Below are 18,176 nucleotides of genomic sequence, written 5' to 3'. Positions count from 1 at the left end.
TTATACAAATCAATTAATCTTATTCCGAAATATAGTTACTTATTAAACAATATTAGGAAATTCAGTTATACTAAACGCTTTAATAGAATAGTAATAAAACTTATTTTACTATGCATTTTTATTAAAATCAATTGTATAAATATTTATATATAAAATTAATATGCGAGGTCTCATTCCTTCCGCTTTTTCCGAAGGAGTCTTCATCTTGTCCTTCAATCAACAGCTAGAAGTACTCACATATATGAAACCTACGTTCACCATTACCATAAAAAAATCCGAACGATTAATCGTTCGGATTTTCCCTCAACTAAAATACTACTGCCAGAGTCTCTTTAAGTATATTTATTCAAGATGTTTGGCATCATTGATCGTTTCAAGACGCCATTTTCCACTTTCATAAGCAAAAGTTGTAATCGATGTATTTTGTAAAATAGTAGTCCCTGTTCCTTGTTCTCCGCTTGTTACATGATGAATGAATGTATTAATTGCCGCTCCGTGACTAACAACTGCTACTTTCTTTCCGATAGACTTCTTCATAATTTCCGTTAACCGCCGAACCATCCGTTCTTGAGCCGCTTCGAGTGTTTCGATATTATATAAAGGCTCTTCTCCCCAATTTGTCGCATAGTTTGGCACAAGCTCATGCAGAACTTCTACCTTCTTTGATTCTAGTTCTCCAAAAGAGCGCTCACGCAGCTGCTCACAAACCTCGATTTTCTCTACTTTAGCAGCTGCTGCAATTTCCCTAGCCGTCTCCTGCGCACGAAGCAAATCGCTTGTATAGATTACATCAATATGGATATCTCGAAAACGTTCCGCTACGCGTTTAGCTTGTTGCTTTCCCGCTTCGTTGAGCGGAATATCAGCATGCCCTTGAATAAGTTTGTTTTTATTCCAATCTGTTTGGCCGTGTCTAATTAAGTAAAGCATCGTAATCCCCCTTTAATCCCGTTTTAAAAATTGATAGACAGCTTTATCAACCTCTGAGCTTTCATGTAAATCCGAATGTGCTTCATGAAACGTTTGGAGATGAATGTGTTCGGTGAACTCTTGCAGTCCATACGCACTTTCTACTGTTACCACTCCATCTGTCTTATCTCCCACATCTCCTGCTCCTGAAAAAACGTCGATTTCTTTTGAGAAATCTTGACGACTTTCGTACAGCTTGTTTAATGCCATAGAGTGAAAAGCTAAATCACGAGCACCCATAGATTCAATATGATTGCGTGCATGAGGATACATCTCCATTAATTCCTGATAATCTAATCCTTGAATTGGCGATCCTAACGTAACTAACTTTTGAATATATCGAGGGTTAGACAAACTAACAGCTGCTGCTGTTACTCCTCCCATACTATGTCCAACTAAATCAACAGAAGATGCTTTATATGTATCACGTACATCTTGCATAATAGCTTCAATCCATTTTTGCTGCTGTGCAATACTGGCATCTGGCTGTTTAAAGACGATATGAATAAGCGGAAGTTTTCCCTCTTTTGCTTTCATAATATGCTTCCACTGAATAGCTCCATCTTTTTGAACAACGCAGTAAGCTACTTTAGTTCCCCATCCGTTTTGTTCAAATCGTTTAATCATTTTCCCTAAGCTTTTTTGACTACCTAAATAGCCATGAATAAATAAAACCGGCACATTTTTCGATTGGGCACCTCGTTTTATTTGTGGGGCAAAAATATAAAAACAAAGCGAAATAAATAGTATGATACTAATCAATAAAATTAACAGCCGCAAGTTCTCACCCTCCGATCGTCTTGACCATTACACTCATTAATAAAAAAATTTGGAGTAAATTTTATTCTGATACGTCCTGTAAGCTGCAGAACTTGTCATCTTTTTCTTGTCAACGAGCTGCTCAAAGCGCAAGCGCTTTTCCGTAAGCATCTCTGTTAGCCTTTGTTCTTCATTAGCATCCGTGCATATAGAAATCAATTCTTCTATTGTAGCCATATCTCGTTTCAGCTCTTGTTCATCCGTTATCATGTTTGCATTTTTTAATATCCTATACGCTTGGCGCAGTTCTTCAGGTATGTGTGACAAATCTTCTAACTTTAATGGTTTTCCTTCCCCAGGCAGCTTATCAAAGTCACCGTCTTTTATTGCTTGTCTAATTCTTTCTTCAGCAATTATATACGCAATATCCAAGGAAAGACCTCCTTTAAGCAAATATAAAATTCAATCTTACCTTCTATATAAAAGATGTATAAAAAACACAGCTTTTATAACCGTATTTTTTATTATACTATGATTATAAAAATTGAACTACCTTCACTTCTGGGATAGACTATCCTCCCTTTGCGAAATGATTTCCAGAGCTTCATTCCTTTCATTATCAAACTTTCTTGAGCAGTTTCTTAACTAGCTGAACTTCAATAAACGATTCTGCATCAGGTTTTGTTATCTTATCTTACTATATTTATACAAAAAAGCCTCCTTACGCATGTAAGGAGGTGGAAAAAGGTAATTCTAAGGTCATCATGTTATGCCTACTTACTATAAAACCACAATTTGATAGCGTTTTCAACATTTTTTATTACTTTACTAATTTTCTTTTCGTTTAATGAGACTCCGTAAATATAGCGAAGCCTCACCAAATTTCTACTCTTCTTTATCTGATGGAATCATAATTTCTCCTTCATGCTCTTGTTTTTTCAAAAGCAGCTGGAGAATCGTTTTGGATAATTTACTAGGCTGATAAGGTTTAATCAGAAACTCACACACTCCAAGCTCTAACCCTTTGCTTCTTTCGTCTAAAGCAGATGAGATTAAGATAGGAATTTTTTCTGTCTCTGTATTTTCTTTGAGCTGTCTTAAAACATCCCAGCCGTCTAACTTATTTTCTCCTAGCATAATATCTAGAACAACCACTTCAGGCTTTTGCTGATGAATAGAGTTTAATGCGTCTTCTCCGTTGTTAAAATACCGAACATGAAAACCGCTTTCTTTTAATTCTACCTGTAAAAGCGTCGCTAAACTTTTATCATCTTCTACAATCACTACGCTTTTACGGTTATCATTTGTGCTTATCATCTCTTCGTCGTACTGAACTTCATATAGAAGAGGCAGAACAACCGTGAATGTTGTTCCTTTTTTCCATTCCGATTGTACAGTAATGTCTCCGCCATGAGCTTTTACAATTTCTTTTACAATTGCTAACCCTAGACCCGTGCCGCCAATTTTGCGCATATCGGAGTTATCTACTCTGTAGAATTTGGTAAACAATTGACCTAGCGCTTCACTTGGTATACCAATTCCTTCATCTTGAATATCAATATAAACAGCGTGTTCCTTTTGATATACTTTAACTGTAACATTCCCTCCATCGGGCGAATATTTCACTGCATTGCTAATTACATTATTAAACAACTGCAGCAGCTTATCTTTATCTCCCATTACTGTAAAATGCTCTTGATCAGAAATCATATCAAATTCATGCTTATTTGTTTGTATTTTCTGGACCTCAATCACCTGCTTAATAAGCGGCAGAATGTCTTGATACTTTTTATCGTAGGTTTGTTTCCCCGCTTCCATTCTTTGGACGTCCAGAAAATCGTTGATTAAAGACGTTAACCGCTGTGCTTCCTGATAAATAGTAGTTAAATACTTCTTCTGTCGTTCTTCTTTTAATGTTTTATTTAGCATAAGCTCAGTGAACCCTAATACGCTTGCTAAAGGTGTACGCAGCTCGTGACTCACAGTGCTTACAAATTCCGACTTCATCTGATCAACTTCAAATTCTTTCGTAATATCACGATGAACGAACAATACGCCAAACATCTGACGGTTTCGATACACGTATTCGCTATAAACTTTTATAACTTTTCGCTTACCATCCGTGTGCAGGTAATAAACAAAAGACTTTTCTACTTGCTCTCCCTTACAAATGGCTTCAACGTATTGTCTCAGCTGCTGTATATTTTCGACTTTTTGAGAGAGAGCATCTATCCATTGATCGAGAGAAAGCTGAAGAAGGCCGCTTTGATGCTCATATTGAAACAATTCGCTAATCTTCGTATTCACTTGTAGAATCGTACCGCTTGTATCTACAAGCTGCATTCCTTCTTGAATCGAATTTAAAATATCTTGAGATAGCAATCGGTCATGCTCGGACTCTTCGTAAATATAAATTTTTTCAAGAGCAATCGTGATTTGTTTGGCCAGTATTTCAAATGTCTGTAATTCATGTTCTGTGTATTCATCCGCGTAGCGGCTGTAAAACATATAGGCTAGCATATCTCCCTGTGAAGACAGTACCGGTACGATCACATCATACAAATAAAACGTTTGCTGATGATATAGGCGCTCATGTTCTATACACTCTCTTTTTACTAACATACATTTTTTCGTCTTTTGCACATGATCAACGTAATTATTATGAAGATTTGCCACCATCTGTTGAACACTTGCTGAAGATAGACCAAATGAAGCATGTGTCTTTTCATCGGTTAGCATAATAAAACCGTGATCAGCTTTCATCACCCGGCTCATGTTTGTGACAGCACTCGTGAGAACTTCTTGCTTGTGAAGAGAATTTGTTAGTCCATGCACAAATAAATTGCGCAATTCTAACTCTCCTTCTCGTTCCTTTGTTAATTCTAATGCGTGCTGAAGTTCATCTTGCTGACTGTGCAACTCATCTTGCTGTGCAATCAGCTCCTCATTTTGAGCCGTTAACTCCTGTTCATTATTTTGCAAAGTCGATACCATTTTGTAAAAGGCTTGAGATAGCATACCGATTTCATCTCTTCTATGTTCATCAAATGTTATAGGCATTTCTTTTCCGGCAGCAATTTCGCTTGCCGTATATGCGAGCTGACTCAGTGGCTTTACAAACTTATTTAGCAATACCCGTGTAAGCAATAATAAAATGACCACTGTAAACGCTAAAAATAAAATAAAGAACGTTTGACTTTTCTGCATGTCACTCGACGTGTCATCGTACTGTGTATTTAAGTCTTTAGTTAATTCATTTTGGTAGTCATCAAGTTCTTTTTGCATTTGTTCTATTGATTTAGAAGCAGCCTTCCGTTCAGGACTAGAGCGGACTCCTTCAATACCTTTTTTGTCGTAAATATCTTTAAAATAAGGAAGCGTTTGATTAAAATACGTGTTTAGCATCACCGTCGCTTCATTTACAAACGTACGCTCACGTCTATCTGCGGCTAGACCTGAAAGTCGATCGAGATTTTCTTCGATAATTTTTTGCTGACTTGCAGCCTCGTTATACATATCCTCTGAATCAAACGCAATAAACCCACGAGCCTGCAAAAAAGCCTTGTTCATTGATTTATCAATTGTAGATAGCAGCTGTGCCTTTTCCCGTACTTGTGCCCTGTACTGGGCATAATCAGCTGTAATTTCTTTTTGTCGTACAACAAGTACAGTTGAACCCGCCGCAAAAGCAAGTAAAAGGATACTTGCTAAGAGGATGAACTGGGTTGAGATACTTTTTCGTTTTAGTTTATTGTTCATCTAAAATTTCCTCGACACGTTCGGCTAGCAATAGTGGACTAAACGGTTTAGACATAAAATACGCAGCCCCTGCTTCTAACACTCGGCTTTGATCAGCAGCTTGATTCTTAGCTGAAAGCATCAATACTTTTGTATGGCGCTTATCTTTCATTTCTTTCAGCTGCTGAATGACTTCAAGCCCGGTGAACACGGGCATCATATAATCCAAAATAATTAAGTCAAAATCACGTTCTTTGATAAATTCCAAAGCTTCTTCGCCATTTTCTGCTTCCGTCACCTCATGTCCTTCATCTTCAAGCGTATCTACCACTAACATACGAAGCACTTCTTCATCTTCCGCTAATAAAATTTTTGCCATTGTTATTCCTCCGCTTGTAGTCGTCCATACGTTTTTTGCAATATGAAGTAGGACGGCTTTATTCGTTCGTGAAAAGTTGGATACTCCCAATTTTTCCACTTGTATAAGTAAAAATCTTTTAATAAAAGTTCTCCTTTTTTCTGAGTCGGAAACGTATCTTCCACGTCATTGCTCTTCTTATTAACAGCTACGACTCCCACTTGAATTCCTTTTATTTTCTCGCTGGATTCCAATCCTTTTTTAGACCAAATATCTCCCATTATTTCTTTTTGACTCGGGTCTTTTACATTTAAAAGCGACCAAGGAATGCGAAGTTCAGCAATTCCATTTGATTCATTCACTTTAAAATCTGCTAGCGAATCAAATGAAGAAGAGTTAGGATCGCTGTTTCCTTCTTGGAGCTTCCCAGTTTCATAGGCGTCAAAAGGAACGGTTCTCTTGTTTTCCCCTTCTCCAATCGCTAACTCTTTGTTAAGGGCGAGCCTGATTGGGTTAAACATGCCGTTGTCTTTTGTATCGGTTCCTTTTACCGCCGGAATCATTTGAAGCTGATGAGCATATGAAAAATAATACGTATCGTAATAGCTGTCTATCCATAAATGACTGTCTGCTTTCCCGTTTAATTCTGCTACAAAATCAATTCCTTTTGTTTTTAAGGAAGGGATTTGAGGGATCTTTGACTGTCCCTGATTGTTAATCGTGTTAAACAAGAAATAAAGCTTTTGATTTTCCAGTTCTTTTGCACTCACGTGTAGATATAGATAACCTTCATCACTTGTAATGTTCAATGCTTTTAACTTCTTAGACGGCTTATATACCGACTTGCTGTTCAGCTTTTTCCAATCATCTGATTTACCGTCTACTTTGACTTTCAGGTTCGTTCCTGGATCAAAACTCAGCAGTCCAAAATGCTGCTCTCCCGTTTGCAAATTCGTCCAAAATGGCCTGCGGTTCGGATTGTCGTACTCCATCGTATTCCACGTTCGCTTAAACCATTCATCTTGCCATGTAAAGACCATACCGCCAGCCATTTTTTCTTCAACAATGTCTTCGTATAAGAGTGACAGAATCTTTCCTTGTTCTTGTTCCGTATGAAAGCCTTGATCCCACCCGTATACGTTTCTATGGGTGAGTCCTCGCGAAGCCGGAATGCCAAATTCAGCAACAAGAACGGGCATATGATGAACTTCTTTCATATTTTGCAAATAGCCTGCGTAGTTATTTTTCTCTCCTCGATGATCTCGATAAGCGAGGTAACGAGGTTCATAGTTTAAAAAGTCAGGATAGTACGGATAAATATGATAAGAGGCAAATAAGCCCGGCTCAAATTTTTTAGTTATGTGAATTAAATTAGGATTAACAGACACTTTATCTTCGTCTTCAGAAGGCTCATATGGATGAGTAAGCAAATCCGTCGTCACCCAGTTCGTAAAGCTCATAGGCCGCTGCCAATCATATTTATCCTGCTCATAGGAAATTGTTTTTTCCATAAGCTCAGCAAGCCAAATTTCAAAGGGGTTGCCTTTTTTGGTATAGATGTACTGCCCTTTAAAATCTTTCATTCCTTTATGTTTTTCATTTGTCGAAAGGGCTACCGTGGGATCCCATTCAACTCCTATAATCCATCCTAAAACATAAGGAGACACGTCTGCTGTATACGTTCCGCTTGCATGTCCTGTTCGTTTTGGCAGTGTTGCCTTTCCGTGAATAACGTTTACAATCCTTTTCATTTCAGCTTCAAATTCTTTTGTATTTTCCTTTGCAAAAGCATCTTGTGAATCATAGAAAACTTCTTCATTCACCCATACCCCATGAAAAAGATAAATAGGTTCTTCGGCTTTTTGGTTATACTCAGCAAGCGCTTCATAAAAGGCGGGAGGATGAATGGTGTATACGCGGATTGAGTTTGCATTCATCTTTCCAATTTCTTCAAACCAGCGCAAATATTCTTCTTTTAAAATAGCAGTCTCACCAGGGAAATGGCCTGGCTTACTAATGCCCATATTTACTCCTTTAATAAGCAAATCTTTCCATTTTCCATTTTGATAAATTTGCAAATAATCTTTTCCTACTTTCCCTGCTACTTTAAGGTCAGCATCTTCATAGATTTCCATATTTTTATTAAAAGTAACAGAAGCAGGCTGCGATTCATTTTGCTGTTGATCGATGATCTTATTCATAAGAGGAAGATAAACAGTCCAGTAAAAAGAAGACTCATCTTCTTTTCCGATTTTCTCTGTCCATTTCTTCCACACCGGGTAAAAAGAGGTTTGATAAATGGAAGGTACTTCTCCTTGATCTGCAAAATCTCCTGCAAAGTAATAAGTATCATATCGCTCTTTGTTATGATGAACGACTGCTGGTATGGACAAAGGGATACCATTTTCCTTTAGCTTGTTTTTTCCTTCCGAATCCAAGTGAAAGGCAAACTGAGCCTGCACATCACTTTTTTGCTGGGGTGTAATTACGTCAAACCAATATTGATAAGCAGATTCATCCTGTAAATTCAATGTTTTCTTTCCTTGTTTTGTATATTGAAACCATACTGGATTTTCTTTTAATTCTTTTTCCGTTATAATAACGAGCTTATTGGATTCATTAACGAATAATAAGCCTCTTCCTGTAAGGCTCCACTCTTTGTTGTACTGCTTTTTGTAAGCACTTTTCACCCAAGCAGGAACTTCTTCACTGCCGAATTCCTCAAAGTAGCGACCAATCCAGCCGGACCACGTAACATTGTATAATTCATACAGTTCTTTGCGAACGTCTAAGGAAGTAGGGCTTCCAAATGTATTAAACTCTCCAATCAGCGTTTTTGTACGTCCATTCAACGCTTTCTTAACGTAGCTCACGTCTTCAGAAGTCATGCCGCCATACACCAATTGAGAGCGATCTCCTCTTTTAGCTTTTACGCCTAAATCTTCTTTGTATACACCATACGTGTCCGTGATATAAATCATATCTGCAGAGTTTGTTTTTGGCAGAGATTTAATGCTGTATGTTTTATCTCCTTTCGGGTAAAACCCTGCATAATCTTTTGAGATTTCATAAGGCTTCCCGTCTTTGCGTACTTTCGCTTGATTCAGCATCCACATTAAGCCTTGATGCTCTCGAAACGTTTGATCTGGCACTGTTTTATCAATGACAAGCATATTCAAATCAGTTGGTTTCTTTAGCTGCCAAATAAGAAATGGAGAAGCCGTTATTGCCATAACCAAAATAATGCCGCCGATTAATAACCATTTTTTCATTGTGAAACTCCTTTTCGCTGCATGTCTCCCCAGCCTTTTTTATTGCGAATAACATCCCACAATCCATGACAGCGCCATATAACAGTTAGAGGTCGATACCAAAAGGATTCCGTCAGCGAAAAAACAAACAGCTTAGCGATATCAGATACTTTTGGATATTTACGAAGGCTCCACTCTTCTAGCAAAACGGCCGCCATCGAATAAAGAGAACCATATACAACCATTAAAAGAAAAAGCAAATAAGCAAATTCCACATAAATCCCGCCTACAACTAGGGAAATAACAATAAACAAATAGCCTAACATTTCCATGACCGGCCCGATTAGTTCAATAAACACAAAATAAGGCATAGAAATCAGTCCGATACTTCCGTATTTCGGATTAAAAAGCATCTCTTTATGCTTCCAAAGACTATCAAATAAACCGCGGTGCCAGCGGTTTCGCTGTCTTCGCAAATATTTGATTTCATCCGGTGCTTCTGTCCAGCATACGGGATCTGGAATATAAACAATTTGATTGTTGGTTTTTTTCTGTTTAATCAGCCGGTGCAGGCGAACGACAAGCTCCATGTCTTCGCCGACTGTATGAGAATACCCGCCAGCTTCAATCACCCAGCGTTTAGAAAATACACCAAATGCTCCTGACACAATAAGTAATAAATTATGGCGACTGAGACCAATGCGCCCCATAAGAAAGGCACGTAAATATTCAATAATCTGCATCACAACAAGCGGCTGCGTATCAAGTCCAATCGATACGACCGCACCGTTTTCGATTTTACATCCGTTTGCAATTCGAATACTTCCCCCTGAAGCAATTACTTCTCCGTCTGAATCAATAATTGGCTTCATAACTTTTAAAAAAGCATCTCTTTCTAACACTGAATCGCCATCGATCGAACAAAAATAAGGATAGTTGGATAAATTAATTCCTGCATTTAATGCATCTGACTTTCCTCCATTTTGTTTATCGACTACATATAAATAATCGTATAATTTAGAACGATATACAGCTTTTACTTCTTTCGTTTCCACTTGCTTTCTCACAACTCGGTTCATTTTCACAAGAGAAAACTCTTCGATGAGCTTTTCTAACGTATCATCTGAAGATCCGTCATTTACTACGATTACTTCATATTCCGGATATTCAATTCCAAGCAGCGAACGTACGCTCCCAATAATCCCGACAGATTCGTTATAAGCGGGAACTAATATAGATAACGGCGTTGTATAGCTAACCGCAAGCAAATCTTCATAAGGTTCTTCATCGTTTAATTGATATTGCTTTCGCAGTTGAAAAGCAGAAATGATAAACATCATAAAATAAAAACAAAGCACAAAAATCATATAAGCAAATACAGCCCATCCGCAAATGGACAATAAAAGATGCCAAACATTATTCCACAACCGTAATTCCTCCTTTTTCAAGCCATTCTGCTGCCATATCTTTCGAAAACCTGTCATCAGTCGTTTTGTATACATGAACTAAGTATTCTTTACCTGTTGGGATTTTCATCATTGACTGAGCAGCATTCGAACGCACAAGAAAATGAGAATCTTTTAGCGACTGCTCGAGAATTGATAACCCCTTCTCATCTCTCGTTTTACCTATTAGTTTTGTAGCCATCATTCTTTCTTGCCAAATACCTGACTGAAGATGGTTCGTGAGCTCCTCTATTCTTAATGGAAAAGATAAAGCATTAAGTGATTTCAACGAACGAATTCGCAGTTCTTCTGATGAACTTTTCATGTGCATTTTTAAGAAATCTATATACTCTAACTTATGATTGATACCAATCATATCGATAAGAGGCAGCTGAATTTCTTCTTGCAGGTCTTCAAATTTATTAATAAATTGCTGAAACTGTTCACTGTTCATAGTTCCAAACAAAGAGCGGTACATAAATTCAGACAGCGGTCTAGAAGCGTTCGTCATGTACACAACAAACTCAGGGCGGTTCAGCTTAACCAAAATCTTTAAAATTTGATTTTTTTCAGCCGCTGTACTATTTTTTTTCTCATACATTTCTACTAATTGGTCTGTTAGCGTAGTTAGACCAAAGTCTTCAATAGCATAAAGGGCATTCATTCTGACACTCCACCTAGAATGATGGAGCTCTTTTTTATATTTGGGAGTAAAAACCTTCTCCGCATAGAGCGTAATGTTATTTAGAATTTCATCGCCTTGCACAGCTGCCGAAAAACCGCTTAATAGTTCCTCTACACCCGCCAGCTCTATTTTATTTTTAGGCTCTACCCGATGCTCTTCATCTTTTCTGAATAAATAAATAAAAAGAGATTCTTTTATACTATCTTTATAGAATTCTACTTTTGCTCGAAAAGCGTTTAAACGCGCTTTTTGAATAAGTAAATAACTTAGAAAACAGACTAAAAGCAATAGCAATCCGCTAAATAAGACATATACCACTTGAAGGGACATCGCCATTTATTTCACCTTCTTCATTAAATGACGTACGCGCGCTTCAAGCTCCATTAACTTAAATGGCTTTGTCATGTAATCGTCTGCCCCAAGTTCTAATGCTCTTTGAATATCTTGTTCGCTGTTTCGTGAGGTAAGCATAATAACCGTATACTGATCGTGACGTTTATTCTGTCTTAATTTTTGCAGCACTTCTAAACCATCCATTTTAGGCATCATTCCGTCTAAAATAACAAAGTACTGATCGCTAGAATGAATCCATTGGGACTCAAAAAATTCGATGCCGTCTTTAAACACTTCTATTTTCACTTCATAGCGATCTCCTACATCAATCTTGCTTAAAAGCTCTTTCAGCATCGTTCGAATGATAGAATCATCATCAATAATAGCCATACGAAGCGTTCGCTTTTTAACCAGCTTGCTTTGAGAAGAAGCTACAATTTTTTGACGTCCTGATTCCTTCGCTATATATAATGCTTCATCAGCTTGATGAAGCGCTTTTTCTAACGGCCATTCAGTGTTATGAACTTCTACAACTCCACCGGAAAAGCTGCAATAAAACGAATTGCTTTGATGTGTGAACACTTTTTTCACAAAGAAATCCAACAGTCTATTTAATACTGCTTCTGCCTCTTTTATATTGGTTTTGGGCAATAAAAGAATAAATTCTTCGCCTCCATATCTAAAAATGTGATCTGTTGGACGAATTTCATGCTTCATATACTCTACAAATGCTTGCAGAACCTTATCTCCCATCAGATGTCCATATTGATCATTTATTCTTTTAAAGAAATCTAAATCCAAAATCGCTAAACAAAAAGGATCTTTTAAGCGGTCGTAGCTGGATAGCTGCTGACTGTAGATTTCTTTTAAATACGTTCGGTTATAGGCTCCTGTTAATTCATCAAACATTAAATAGGAGTTAAACATCTGCTTTCGTTCAATATGGTGACCAATTCTAAGCAGACTTTCTTCCATATTAAGAGGTTTAACCAAAAAATCATCGGCTCCTAATTTAAAAGCCTTCAAACGCGTCTCTCTTTGATTATCAACACTCATCATGACAATTGGGACGAACAGTTGCTTTGTTTTATCACGCAAAAATGAAAGAATGTCAAAGCCTGTACCGTCTTTCATATGTACATCTACAACAAAACAATCCGGCTTTAATTCGTAAAAAGCCGTAATAGCTTTTTCTTTAGAGGCAGTTGCTAATACGTACCAGCCTTGTTTTTCAAACTGTTCTTTTAAATACGTCAACATTGAAAGATCGTCGTCAACAAGTAAAATATTAGCTGTTTTTTCACTGATTTCTAGCGGTTTATTTATATCTTCTACCGATTGAATTTCATCTTGATAACAAATTTTAATAATATCTAATAAAAAAGCATTTAACTCCGCGTAATCCCAGGTTTTTTTCTGATTTTTTTCCACCGCTTCCATTAACTCACGGGAGCGGTCTCCTAAATAATGCAGTCCAATGGTCGCAGCCGTTCCAGAAATTGAATGCAAAAAGCGGTACACCTCTTCATGAGGTATTTCTTTATTTTGATCAGTCCACTCTTGCAGCTGCTTGCGGACATTAGCTAATAATGCAATTTGATATTTATCCATCTTATACACCCTTTGTTCGATATAGTTAACACTTACCCCATAGTACTCCATCCATTTTCCTATAATATTTTGTAAGTAAATAAAATATTTTCTTACTTTTATTTTAAGTATATTTTTTTCAAATGAAAAGCAATTCCTTTTTAACCATACTTTTCCTCCAATGATTTTACTTTAAAATGATTCTTTTTTCACTCATTATTTTTTCTTCCCAATAAGCAAAATGACCTGTTACTTTCTTTATAAATAGACCTTCAACCTTATTGACAAAATTAATGAGTCTTTGTTACCCTTATACACGTTGTGAAAAATTTAAAAGTGAATGTTAAGGAAAGCAGCCGTTTTGATGAACGATCAATCAAATCAGGTTCTTTCCTTTTTATATTTTTACTAAGGTAGATACTTTATAAAGTTTCGCTTTATACACCGTGTTCTCTTTGTCATAGGCGCGTTTAGACCGAAAACAGACGGAAAGGAGTATAAAATGTTTACTCAGCTTACAGAAAAAAAACAAAATGCAGACGAACTAAAAGAAACACTTGATGATTTAGAGTTTCAGCTGTTTCGCATGCAGGATAATTTAAAAGAAATAGCCAAAAAGTATGAAGTTATTGGCGTCGATCAGCCTGAAGATAATCAGTTAGTTATTGTATCGGCACAAAATGACGGAAGTGCATGTAAAATTATGCTAAACGAATGCACAAAAGCTTATAGAGGGTCTTGGGATTTTGCTATCGACGGCGTATATGAAGATAATCACACGATTTTTATCGGTGACATTAAAGGGCCTGCTAATAAAGGATATGGCTCTGTATGTATGAATTATTTAAAAGAAGTAGCGGTTGATCAAAATGTTCATGTCATTAAAGGCGATATCGCTGAGCGTGACTGGGATCATCTCGAAAGATTAATTCATTTTTATGAAAAACATAACTTTGAAGTAAATATTGATTATACGAATAAGTGCGGAGAAATTGAGTGGACTCCAGCTTATCAATAAAAAAAACGAACAGACAGCGTCTGTTCGTTTTTTATTTGATATATGCTAAGCTTTTTTTAATACTGCTAAGAGGACTTTCTATGCACTGATCTTGTTCAACGATCCACCATTTTACGCCTGCTCTATGTCCTTCTTGCATTACAGCCTTTACATCTACTCCTCCGGTACCAAGAGGAGCAAAAAATTGCTCTCCGTCTGTTGTCATATCTTTTAAATGGATAAAAGGCGTCCGATTTTGATAATGCTTCATCCACTCCACTGGATCTTCGCCTGCTTTAGTCAGCCAATAAATGTCCAGCTCTACGTTTACCTCAGTTTCTTCTAAGATCGTGTGGAGAGCTGACTTTCCAGTTGACAATTTCTTCAGCTCAAAATCATGATGATGATAGCTAAACGACATGCCTTCTTTTTTACAATACGCGTAAATAGAATTTAAAGAATCAATAAGTTCGTAATACCCTTTTTCCGTTTGACGTTCAGGCATTAAATAAGGACAAACAATATGTGAATTTCCAACTTGCTGCTCAAAGTGAATCACTTGCTCTAAATTTGATTCTAATTGTTCAAGAGGCACATGACTAGAAGCTGGCTTCAGCTGCAAATCCGTTAACCATACTTTTACTTCTTGCGCTGTATATCCTTCATACCCTGCAAATTCTACTCCTTGATATCCTAAAGCAGCTACTTTTTGAAGAGTTCCTTTAAAATCTTTTTTCGTTTCTTCACGCAACGTATAAAGCTGAACTCCTACAGGTATTTCTCCCATCTTCTCTCCCCCTGTTCATTGAGAAAGCTCCTATAATAGGAGCTTCTGCTTTTATTTTACTGCACTTCCAAGCATTCCTGAAATAAAATGACGCTGAAGTGCCAGGAAGAAAACAATGATTGGAATGGTTGCAATCGTTACTCCCATCATTACTTGACCGTAATCAATAATCGATAAGCCAATTAAGCTTGAAAGAGCAACTGGCAATGTAGCCATTTCGTTAGATGTAGTCGCAACTAGAGGCCACATAAAGTTATTCCACTGTGTCATAAATAAGAAAATAGCTGCTGCAGCCATAGCAGGCTTCATAGAAGGAAGCACAATAGTTAAAAAGATTCTCATCTCTCCAGCTCCGTCTAAACGAGCCGCTTCAATAAGTTCCGTCGGAAAAGCTAAAAAGTTCTGACGTAATAAAAAGATAGCAAACGGAAAGCACAGCTGCGGAACAATAAGAGCAAAATACGTATCAAGCAAATTAAAATTCGACATCAGCTGAAAAAGCGGAATGAGCGTTGCTTGATATGGAATCATCATAGACAATAAAAGCGTAGTGAAAATTGCGTTTCGGCCTTTGAATTCAAATTTAGATAGCGCATATGCTGCTGTGGAGCAGACCATTAACGCTACAATCACATACACGACTGAAACAAATACTGAGTTAAAAAAGACGCGTCCTAAATCAATTGAAGCATTTAAATTTTGTAGATTTGTCATAAATTGATCGCCAGGCTTCAGCGTTGGAGGGTTTGTAAACATTTTTCCTGATTCATTCGTAGCGCCGATAATCATCCAGTAAAAAGGAAAAATAGAAATAATCGTGAACAGCCCAAGCATGCTGTATAATCCTATTTTGCGCATGATGTTACTTTTCTTTTTAACTTTAGGCACGGTAGCTACTGCGGTTGCTTCTACTCTCTCTAATACACTCATGATTTATCACCCGTAAATTTAAATTGGAAGAACGTTAAAATACCAACTAATAATACAACAACGTACGCAATGGCTGAAGCATATCCAAAATCAAAGTATTTAAAGCCATTTTGATAAATATATAAGCCTAGCGTCATCGTGGAATCAGCAGGGCCGCCTTTTGTTAAGTTAAAAGGTTCGTCAAACAATTGAAGCGTGCCAATTGTTGATAAAATAGTAGCAAATAAGATAACGGGTTTTAATTGTGGAACCGTTACGTGGAAAAACTTTTGAATTCGGTTTGCTCCGTCTAAGTCAGCTGCTTCGTAAACTTCATGAGACAAGCTTTGAAGAGCTGCTAGAAAAATAACCATGTTATAACCTGTCCATCTCCAAGTCATCGCAACGATGATTGAGACTTTAGCCCAGAATGGATCTCCCAGCCACTGAATGGCATCAATACCGAAAAATCCTAAAATAGTATTCATTATTCCTTCATCTTGAAGAATGATTGAAAACAAAATAGAATAGGCAACTAGTGACGTTACTGCCGGCAAGAAAAATGAAACTCGGAAAAAACCTTTTAGCCTTAAAAGCTGACTGTTTAACGCGTTAGCTAGTACAAGTGCTAATAAAATCATTACGGGCACTTGAACGATTAAAATAATGCCGGTATTTCCAAGCGCTTTCCAGAAAATATCATCTCCAAGCAATCGTGTATAGTTTGATAACCCGGTAAATACATACTTTCCACCTTCCATGCTCTGAAAGCTTAGAATAAAAGATGAAAAAATAGGGTAGATGGTAAACAGCGCAAACAGCAAAAGTGCTGGAGCAATAAATAAGTAAGGCAATGATTTATTTGTCTTCATGATGACCTCCTAGTACCGCAAGAAGAAGAGATAGAAGGCAATTTTCTAAAAATCACCTTCTATGCTTCTTGATTATTTTTGAATTCGGTTTTCTAAGCGTTTTTGAGCTGCTTCAAGCGAGTCTTTAACGCCCTTACCATTTGTTACTTCTGACACAGCTTTGACTGCTTCACTGTTTGCAACTGAGTAATTGCCCGTAAAGTTAACCGGCTTAATATCTTTCATTTCATCTGCGAATGTTTTCCAAATCGTTTGATTGTTAAAGTACTCATCTTGTGCAGTGAATAATTTTGAAGAATATACGGTATTTAATGATGGGAATAATCCGCCCTTCATCGCTTCTTCTTGAACTTTATCCGTTGTTGAGAAATACTCCATAAATTTGTACGCTTCATCTGCTTTTTGACTAGTTGCTGAAATCACATAGTTGCTTCCGCCTAAGTTAGAAGCACGGTTGCCTCCTTCTTCAAACGAAGGTAATAAAAACACTCCCCATTTTCCTTTTAAATCTGGAGCCTGCTGCGTAATAGAACCGGATAGCCAAGCACCAGATGGTGAACTTGCTACTTTACCTTCTGCTAAAGCACTGATTGAAGCATCCCAGCCCACTGTATTTTTAACAATGCCTGCTTCTTTTAACTTCTTATTTAATTCCATTGCTTTTTTCGCTTCTTTAGAAGTTAAATTCAATTTTCCTTTGTCATTAAAATAGAATGTCCCTTGCTGCGTCAGCGTCATTCGGAATAGGCCATCGTCATTATTAAAATCTAATCCTAATAAATCAACGCCAACTTTTTCTTTAATTTTCTTACCAGCCGCAATGTAATCATCCCATGTTTTGATACTGTTTGGATCTACGCCTGCTTTTTCAAAGTAATCTGTGCGATAGAAAACGCCTGTTGGGCCTGCATCAAACGGGAAGCCGTACATATCTCCATCCTTTGATAAAAGAGCTTTCTTAAATTCTGGAAACTTATCTTCTTGCTTATCAAATCCTTTTTTAGATAGGTTTAAGAATGCTTTTGGAAATGCATCCAAGTATCCTTGGAAACGATCGTCTTCTACTAATACGATATCAGGAAGGCCTTTTCCGCCAGCTTGCAATCCTGTTGTTAATTTTGAATAAACGTCTTCACGTCCCATATCCACTACTTTTAATTTAAATCCTGGATTCTCTTTTTGGTATTCTGCTACTGCTTTCTTTAATACCGGTACGTTAATATTCCAAGCCCATGCAACAACTTCTTTTCCACCGCTACCACTTGTTTCATTAGCGGACTTTCCTCCGCATCCTGCAAGTACTAGGGTTAAAATGAGTGCAAAACTGATTAAACTAAACCAACGTTTCAATGAATACCCCTCCTATAATCTCGTCTCCTAGTGTGGCAAGTTTTTTTGTAAACGCTCATGACTCTTTCTCGAGAGAATTATTGAAAAATAATTCTGTATATTGAAAGCGTATACAATTTACTTAATCTAAATT

Annotated in this window: 14 protein-coding genes; 1 reads left to right on the top strand and 13 read right to left on the bottom strand. The window is 37.2% G+C overall.

What is annotated here, in order from left to right; genetic code table 11:
- Nucleotides 1-342: 342 nt before the first annotated feature.
- From LJC66_RS04475 to LJC66_RS04435, 9 genes are all read right to left on the bottom strand, one after another.
- Entirely contained in the window at nucleotides 343-930 is a 588-nt protein-coding gene (locus tag LJC66_RS04475; RefSeq protein ID WP_230931877.1) for a histidine phosphatase family protein, read from the bottom strand.
- A gap of 12 nt (nucleotides 931-942) precedes the next feature.
- Complete coding sequence (locus tag LJC66_RS04470; protein ID WP_230931876.1) at nucleotides 943-1,749, bottom strand: alpha/beta fold hydrolase; 807 nt, start codon at nucleotides 1,747-1,749, stop codon at nucleotides 943-945.
- Nucleotides 1,750-1,785: 36 nt separating this feature from the next.
- Nucleotides 1,786-2,160, bottom strand: a complete 375-nt coding sequence (locus LJC66_RS04465; RefSeq protein ID WP_043980127.1) for a DnaJ family domain-containing protein — start codon at nucleotides 2,158-2,160, stop codon at nucleotides 1,786-1,788.
- Between the two features lie 453 nt (nucleotides 2,161-2,613).
- Nucleotides 2,614-5,487: an ATP-binding protein gene (locus tag LJC66_RS04460; protein WP_230931875.1), complete on the bottom strand. Its 2,874-nt coding sequence runs from the start codon at nucleotides 5,485-5,487 to the stop codon at nucleotides 2,614-2,616.
- Complete coding sequence (locus LJC66_RS04455; protein ID WP_028412195.1) at nucleotides 5,477-5,845, bottom strand: response regulator transcription factor; 369 nt, start codon at nucleotides 5,843-5,845, stop codon at nucleotides 5,477-5,479. The genes LJC66_RS04460 and LJC66_RS04455 overlap by 11 nt, the downstream gene beginning before the upstream one ends.
- A gap of 2 nt (nucleotides 5,846-5,847) precedes the next feature.
- On the bottom strand, nucleotides 5,848-9,096 hold the full coding sequence (locus LJC66_RS04450) for a hypothetical protein (RefSeq protein ID WP_230931874.1): 3,249 nt from the start codon (nucleotides 9,094-9,096) through the stop codon (nucleotides 5,848-5,850).
- Nucleotides 9,093-10,502, bottom strand: coding sequence for a glycosyltransferase family 2 protein (locus LJC66_RS04445; protein WP_230931873.1), 1,410 nt, complete (start codon nucleotides 10,500-10,502; stop codon nucleotides 9,093-9,095). Before LJC66_RS04445 ends, LJC66_RS04450 begins: the two co-directional genes overlap by 4 nt.
- Complete coding sequence (locus LJC66_RS04440) at nucleotides 10,492-11,541, bottom strand: HEAT repeat domain-containing protein (RefSeq protein WP_230931872.1); 1,050 nt, start codon at nucleotides 11,539-11,541, stop codon at nucleotides 10,492-10,494. The genes LJC66_RS04445 and LJC66_RS04440 overlap by 11 nt, the downstream gene beginning before the upstream one ends.
- Nucleotides 11,542-13,149 (bottom strand): GGDEF domain-containing response regulator, encoded by a 1,608-nt coding sequence (locus LJC66_RS04435; RefSeq protein WP_230931871.1) that lies wholly within the window; start codon nucleotides 13,147-13,149, stop codon nucleotides 11,542-11,544.
- Nucleotides 13,150-13,630: 481 nt separating this feature from the next.
- On the opposite strand from LJC66_RS04435, the gene LJC66_RS04430 reads away from it, so the two are divergent.
- Nucleotides 13,631-14,146, top strand: a complete 516-nt coding sequence (locus LJC66_RS04430; protein ID WP_116742230.1) for a GNAT family protein — start codon at nucleotides 13,631-13,633, stop codon at nucleotides 14,144-14,146.
- 31 nt (nucleotides 14,147-14,177) lie between these two features.
- Here LJC66_RS04430 and LJC66_RS04425 read toward each other — a convergent pair whose 3' ends face one another.
- The 4 genes from LJC66_RS04425 to LJC66_RS04410 form a co-directional block, all read right to left on the bottom strand.
- Nucleotides 14,178-14,912: a sugar phosphate isomerase/epimerase family protein gene (locus LJC66_RS04425; RefSeq protein ID WP_230931870.1), complete on the bottom strand. Its 735-nt coding sequence runs from the start codon at nucleotides 14,910-14,912 to the stop codon at nucleotides 14,178-14,180.
- A 51-nt stretch (nucleotides 14,913-14,963) separates the two neighbouring features.
- The gene (locus LJC66_RS04420) at nucleotides 14,964-15,770 is read right to left on the bottom strand and encodes a carbohydrate ABC transporter permease (protein WP_013055640.1); all 807 of its coding nucleotides are present in this window, start codon (nucleotides 15,768-15,770) and stop codon (nucleotides 14,964-14,966) included.
- A gap of 68 nt (nucleotides 15,771-15,838) precedes the next feature.
- Nucleotides 15,839-16,693 (bottom strand): carbohydrate ABC transporter permease, encoded by an 855-nt coding sequence (locus tag LJC66_RS04415; RefSeq protein ID WP_014461372.1) that lies wholly within the window; start codon nucleotides 16,691-16,693, stop codon nucleotides 15,839-15,841.
- Between the two features lie 72 nt (nucleotides 16,694-16,765).
- Nucleotides 16,766-18,043 (bottom strand): ABC transporter substrate-binding protein, encoded by a 1,278-nt coding sequence (locus LJC66_RS04410; protein ID WP_230931869.1) that lies wholly within the window; start codon nucleotides 18,041-18,043, stop codon nucleotides 16,766-16,768.
- Between the last annotated feature and the right edge of the window lie 133 nt (nucleotides 18,044-18,176).

It is taken from the genome of Priestia sp. TSO9 (assembly GCF_021029645.1).
In the GTDB taxonomy this organism is placed as follows: Bacteria; Bacillota; Bacilli; order Bacillales; family Bacillaceae_H; genus Priestia; species Priestia megaterium_E.
The sequence above is the reverse complement of the archived record's forward strand: the minus strand, read 5'-3'. Positions and strand labels throughout refer to the sequence as shown.

Excerpts from the sequence above, each read along its gene's own strand:
- LJC66_RS04475 (WP_230931877.1), bottom strand. The coding sequence starts at position 930 with ATGCTTTACTTAATTAGACACGGCCAAACAGATTGGAATAAAAACAAA.
- LJC66_RS04460 (WP_230931875.1), bottom strand. The coding sequence starts at position 5,487 with ATGAACAATAAACTAAAACGAAAAAGTATCTCAACCCAGTTCATCCTC.
- LJC66_RS04455 (WP_028412195.1), bottom strand. The coding sequence starts at position 5,845 with ATGGCAAAAATTTTATTAGCGGAAGATGAAGAAGTGCTTCGTATGTTA.
- LJC66_RS04450 (WP_230931874.1), bottom strand. The coding sequence starts at position 9,096 with ATGAAAAAATGGTTATTAATCGGCGGCATTATTTTGGTTATGGCAATA.
- LJC66_RS04440 (WP_230931872.1), bottom strand. The coding sequence starts at position 11,541 with ATGGCGATGTCCCTTCAAGTGGTATATGTCTTATTTAGCGGATTGCTA.
- LJC66_RS04435 (WP_230931871.1), bottom strand. The coding sequence starts at position 13,149 with ATGGATAAATATCAAATTGCATTATTAGCTAATGTCCGCAAGCAGCTG.
- LJC66_RS04430 (WP_116742230.1), top strand. The coding sequence starts at position 13,631 with ATGTTTACTCAGCTTACAGAAAAAAAACAAAATGCAGACGAACTAAAA.
- LJC66_RS04425 (WP_230931870.1), bottom strand. The coding sequence starts at position 14,912 with ATGGGAGAAATACCTGTAGGAGTTCAGCTTTATACGTTGCGTGAAGAA.
- LJC66_RS04420 (WP_013055640.1), bottom strand. The coding sequence starts at position 15,770 with ATGCGCAAAATAGGATTATACAGCATGCTTGGGCTGTTCACGATTATT.
- LJC66_RS04415 (WP_014461372.1), bottom strand. The coding sequence starts at position 16,693 with ATGAAGACAAATAAATCATTGCCTTACTTATTTATTGCTCCAGCACTT.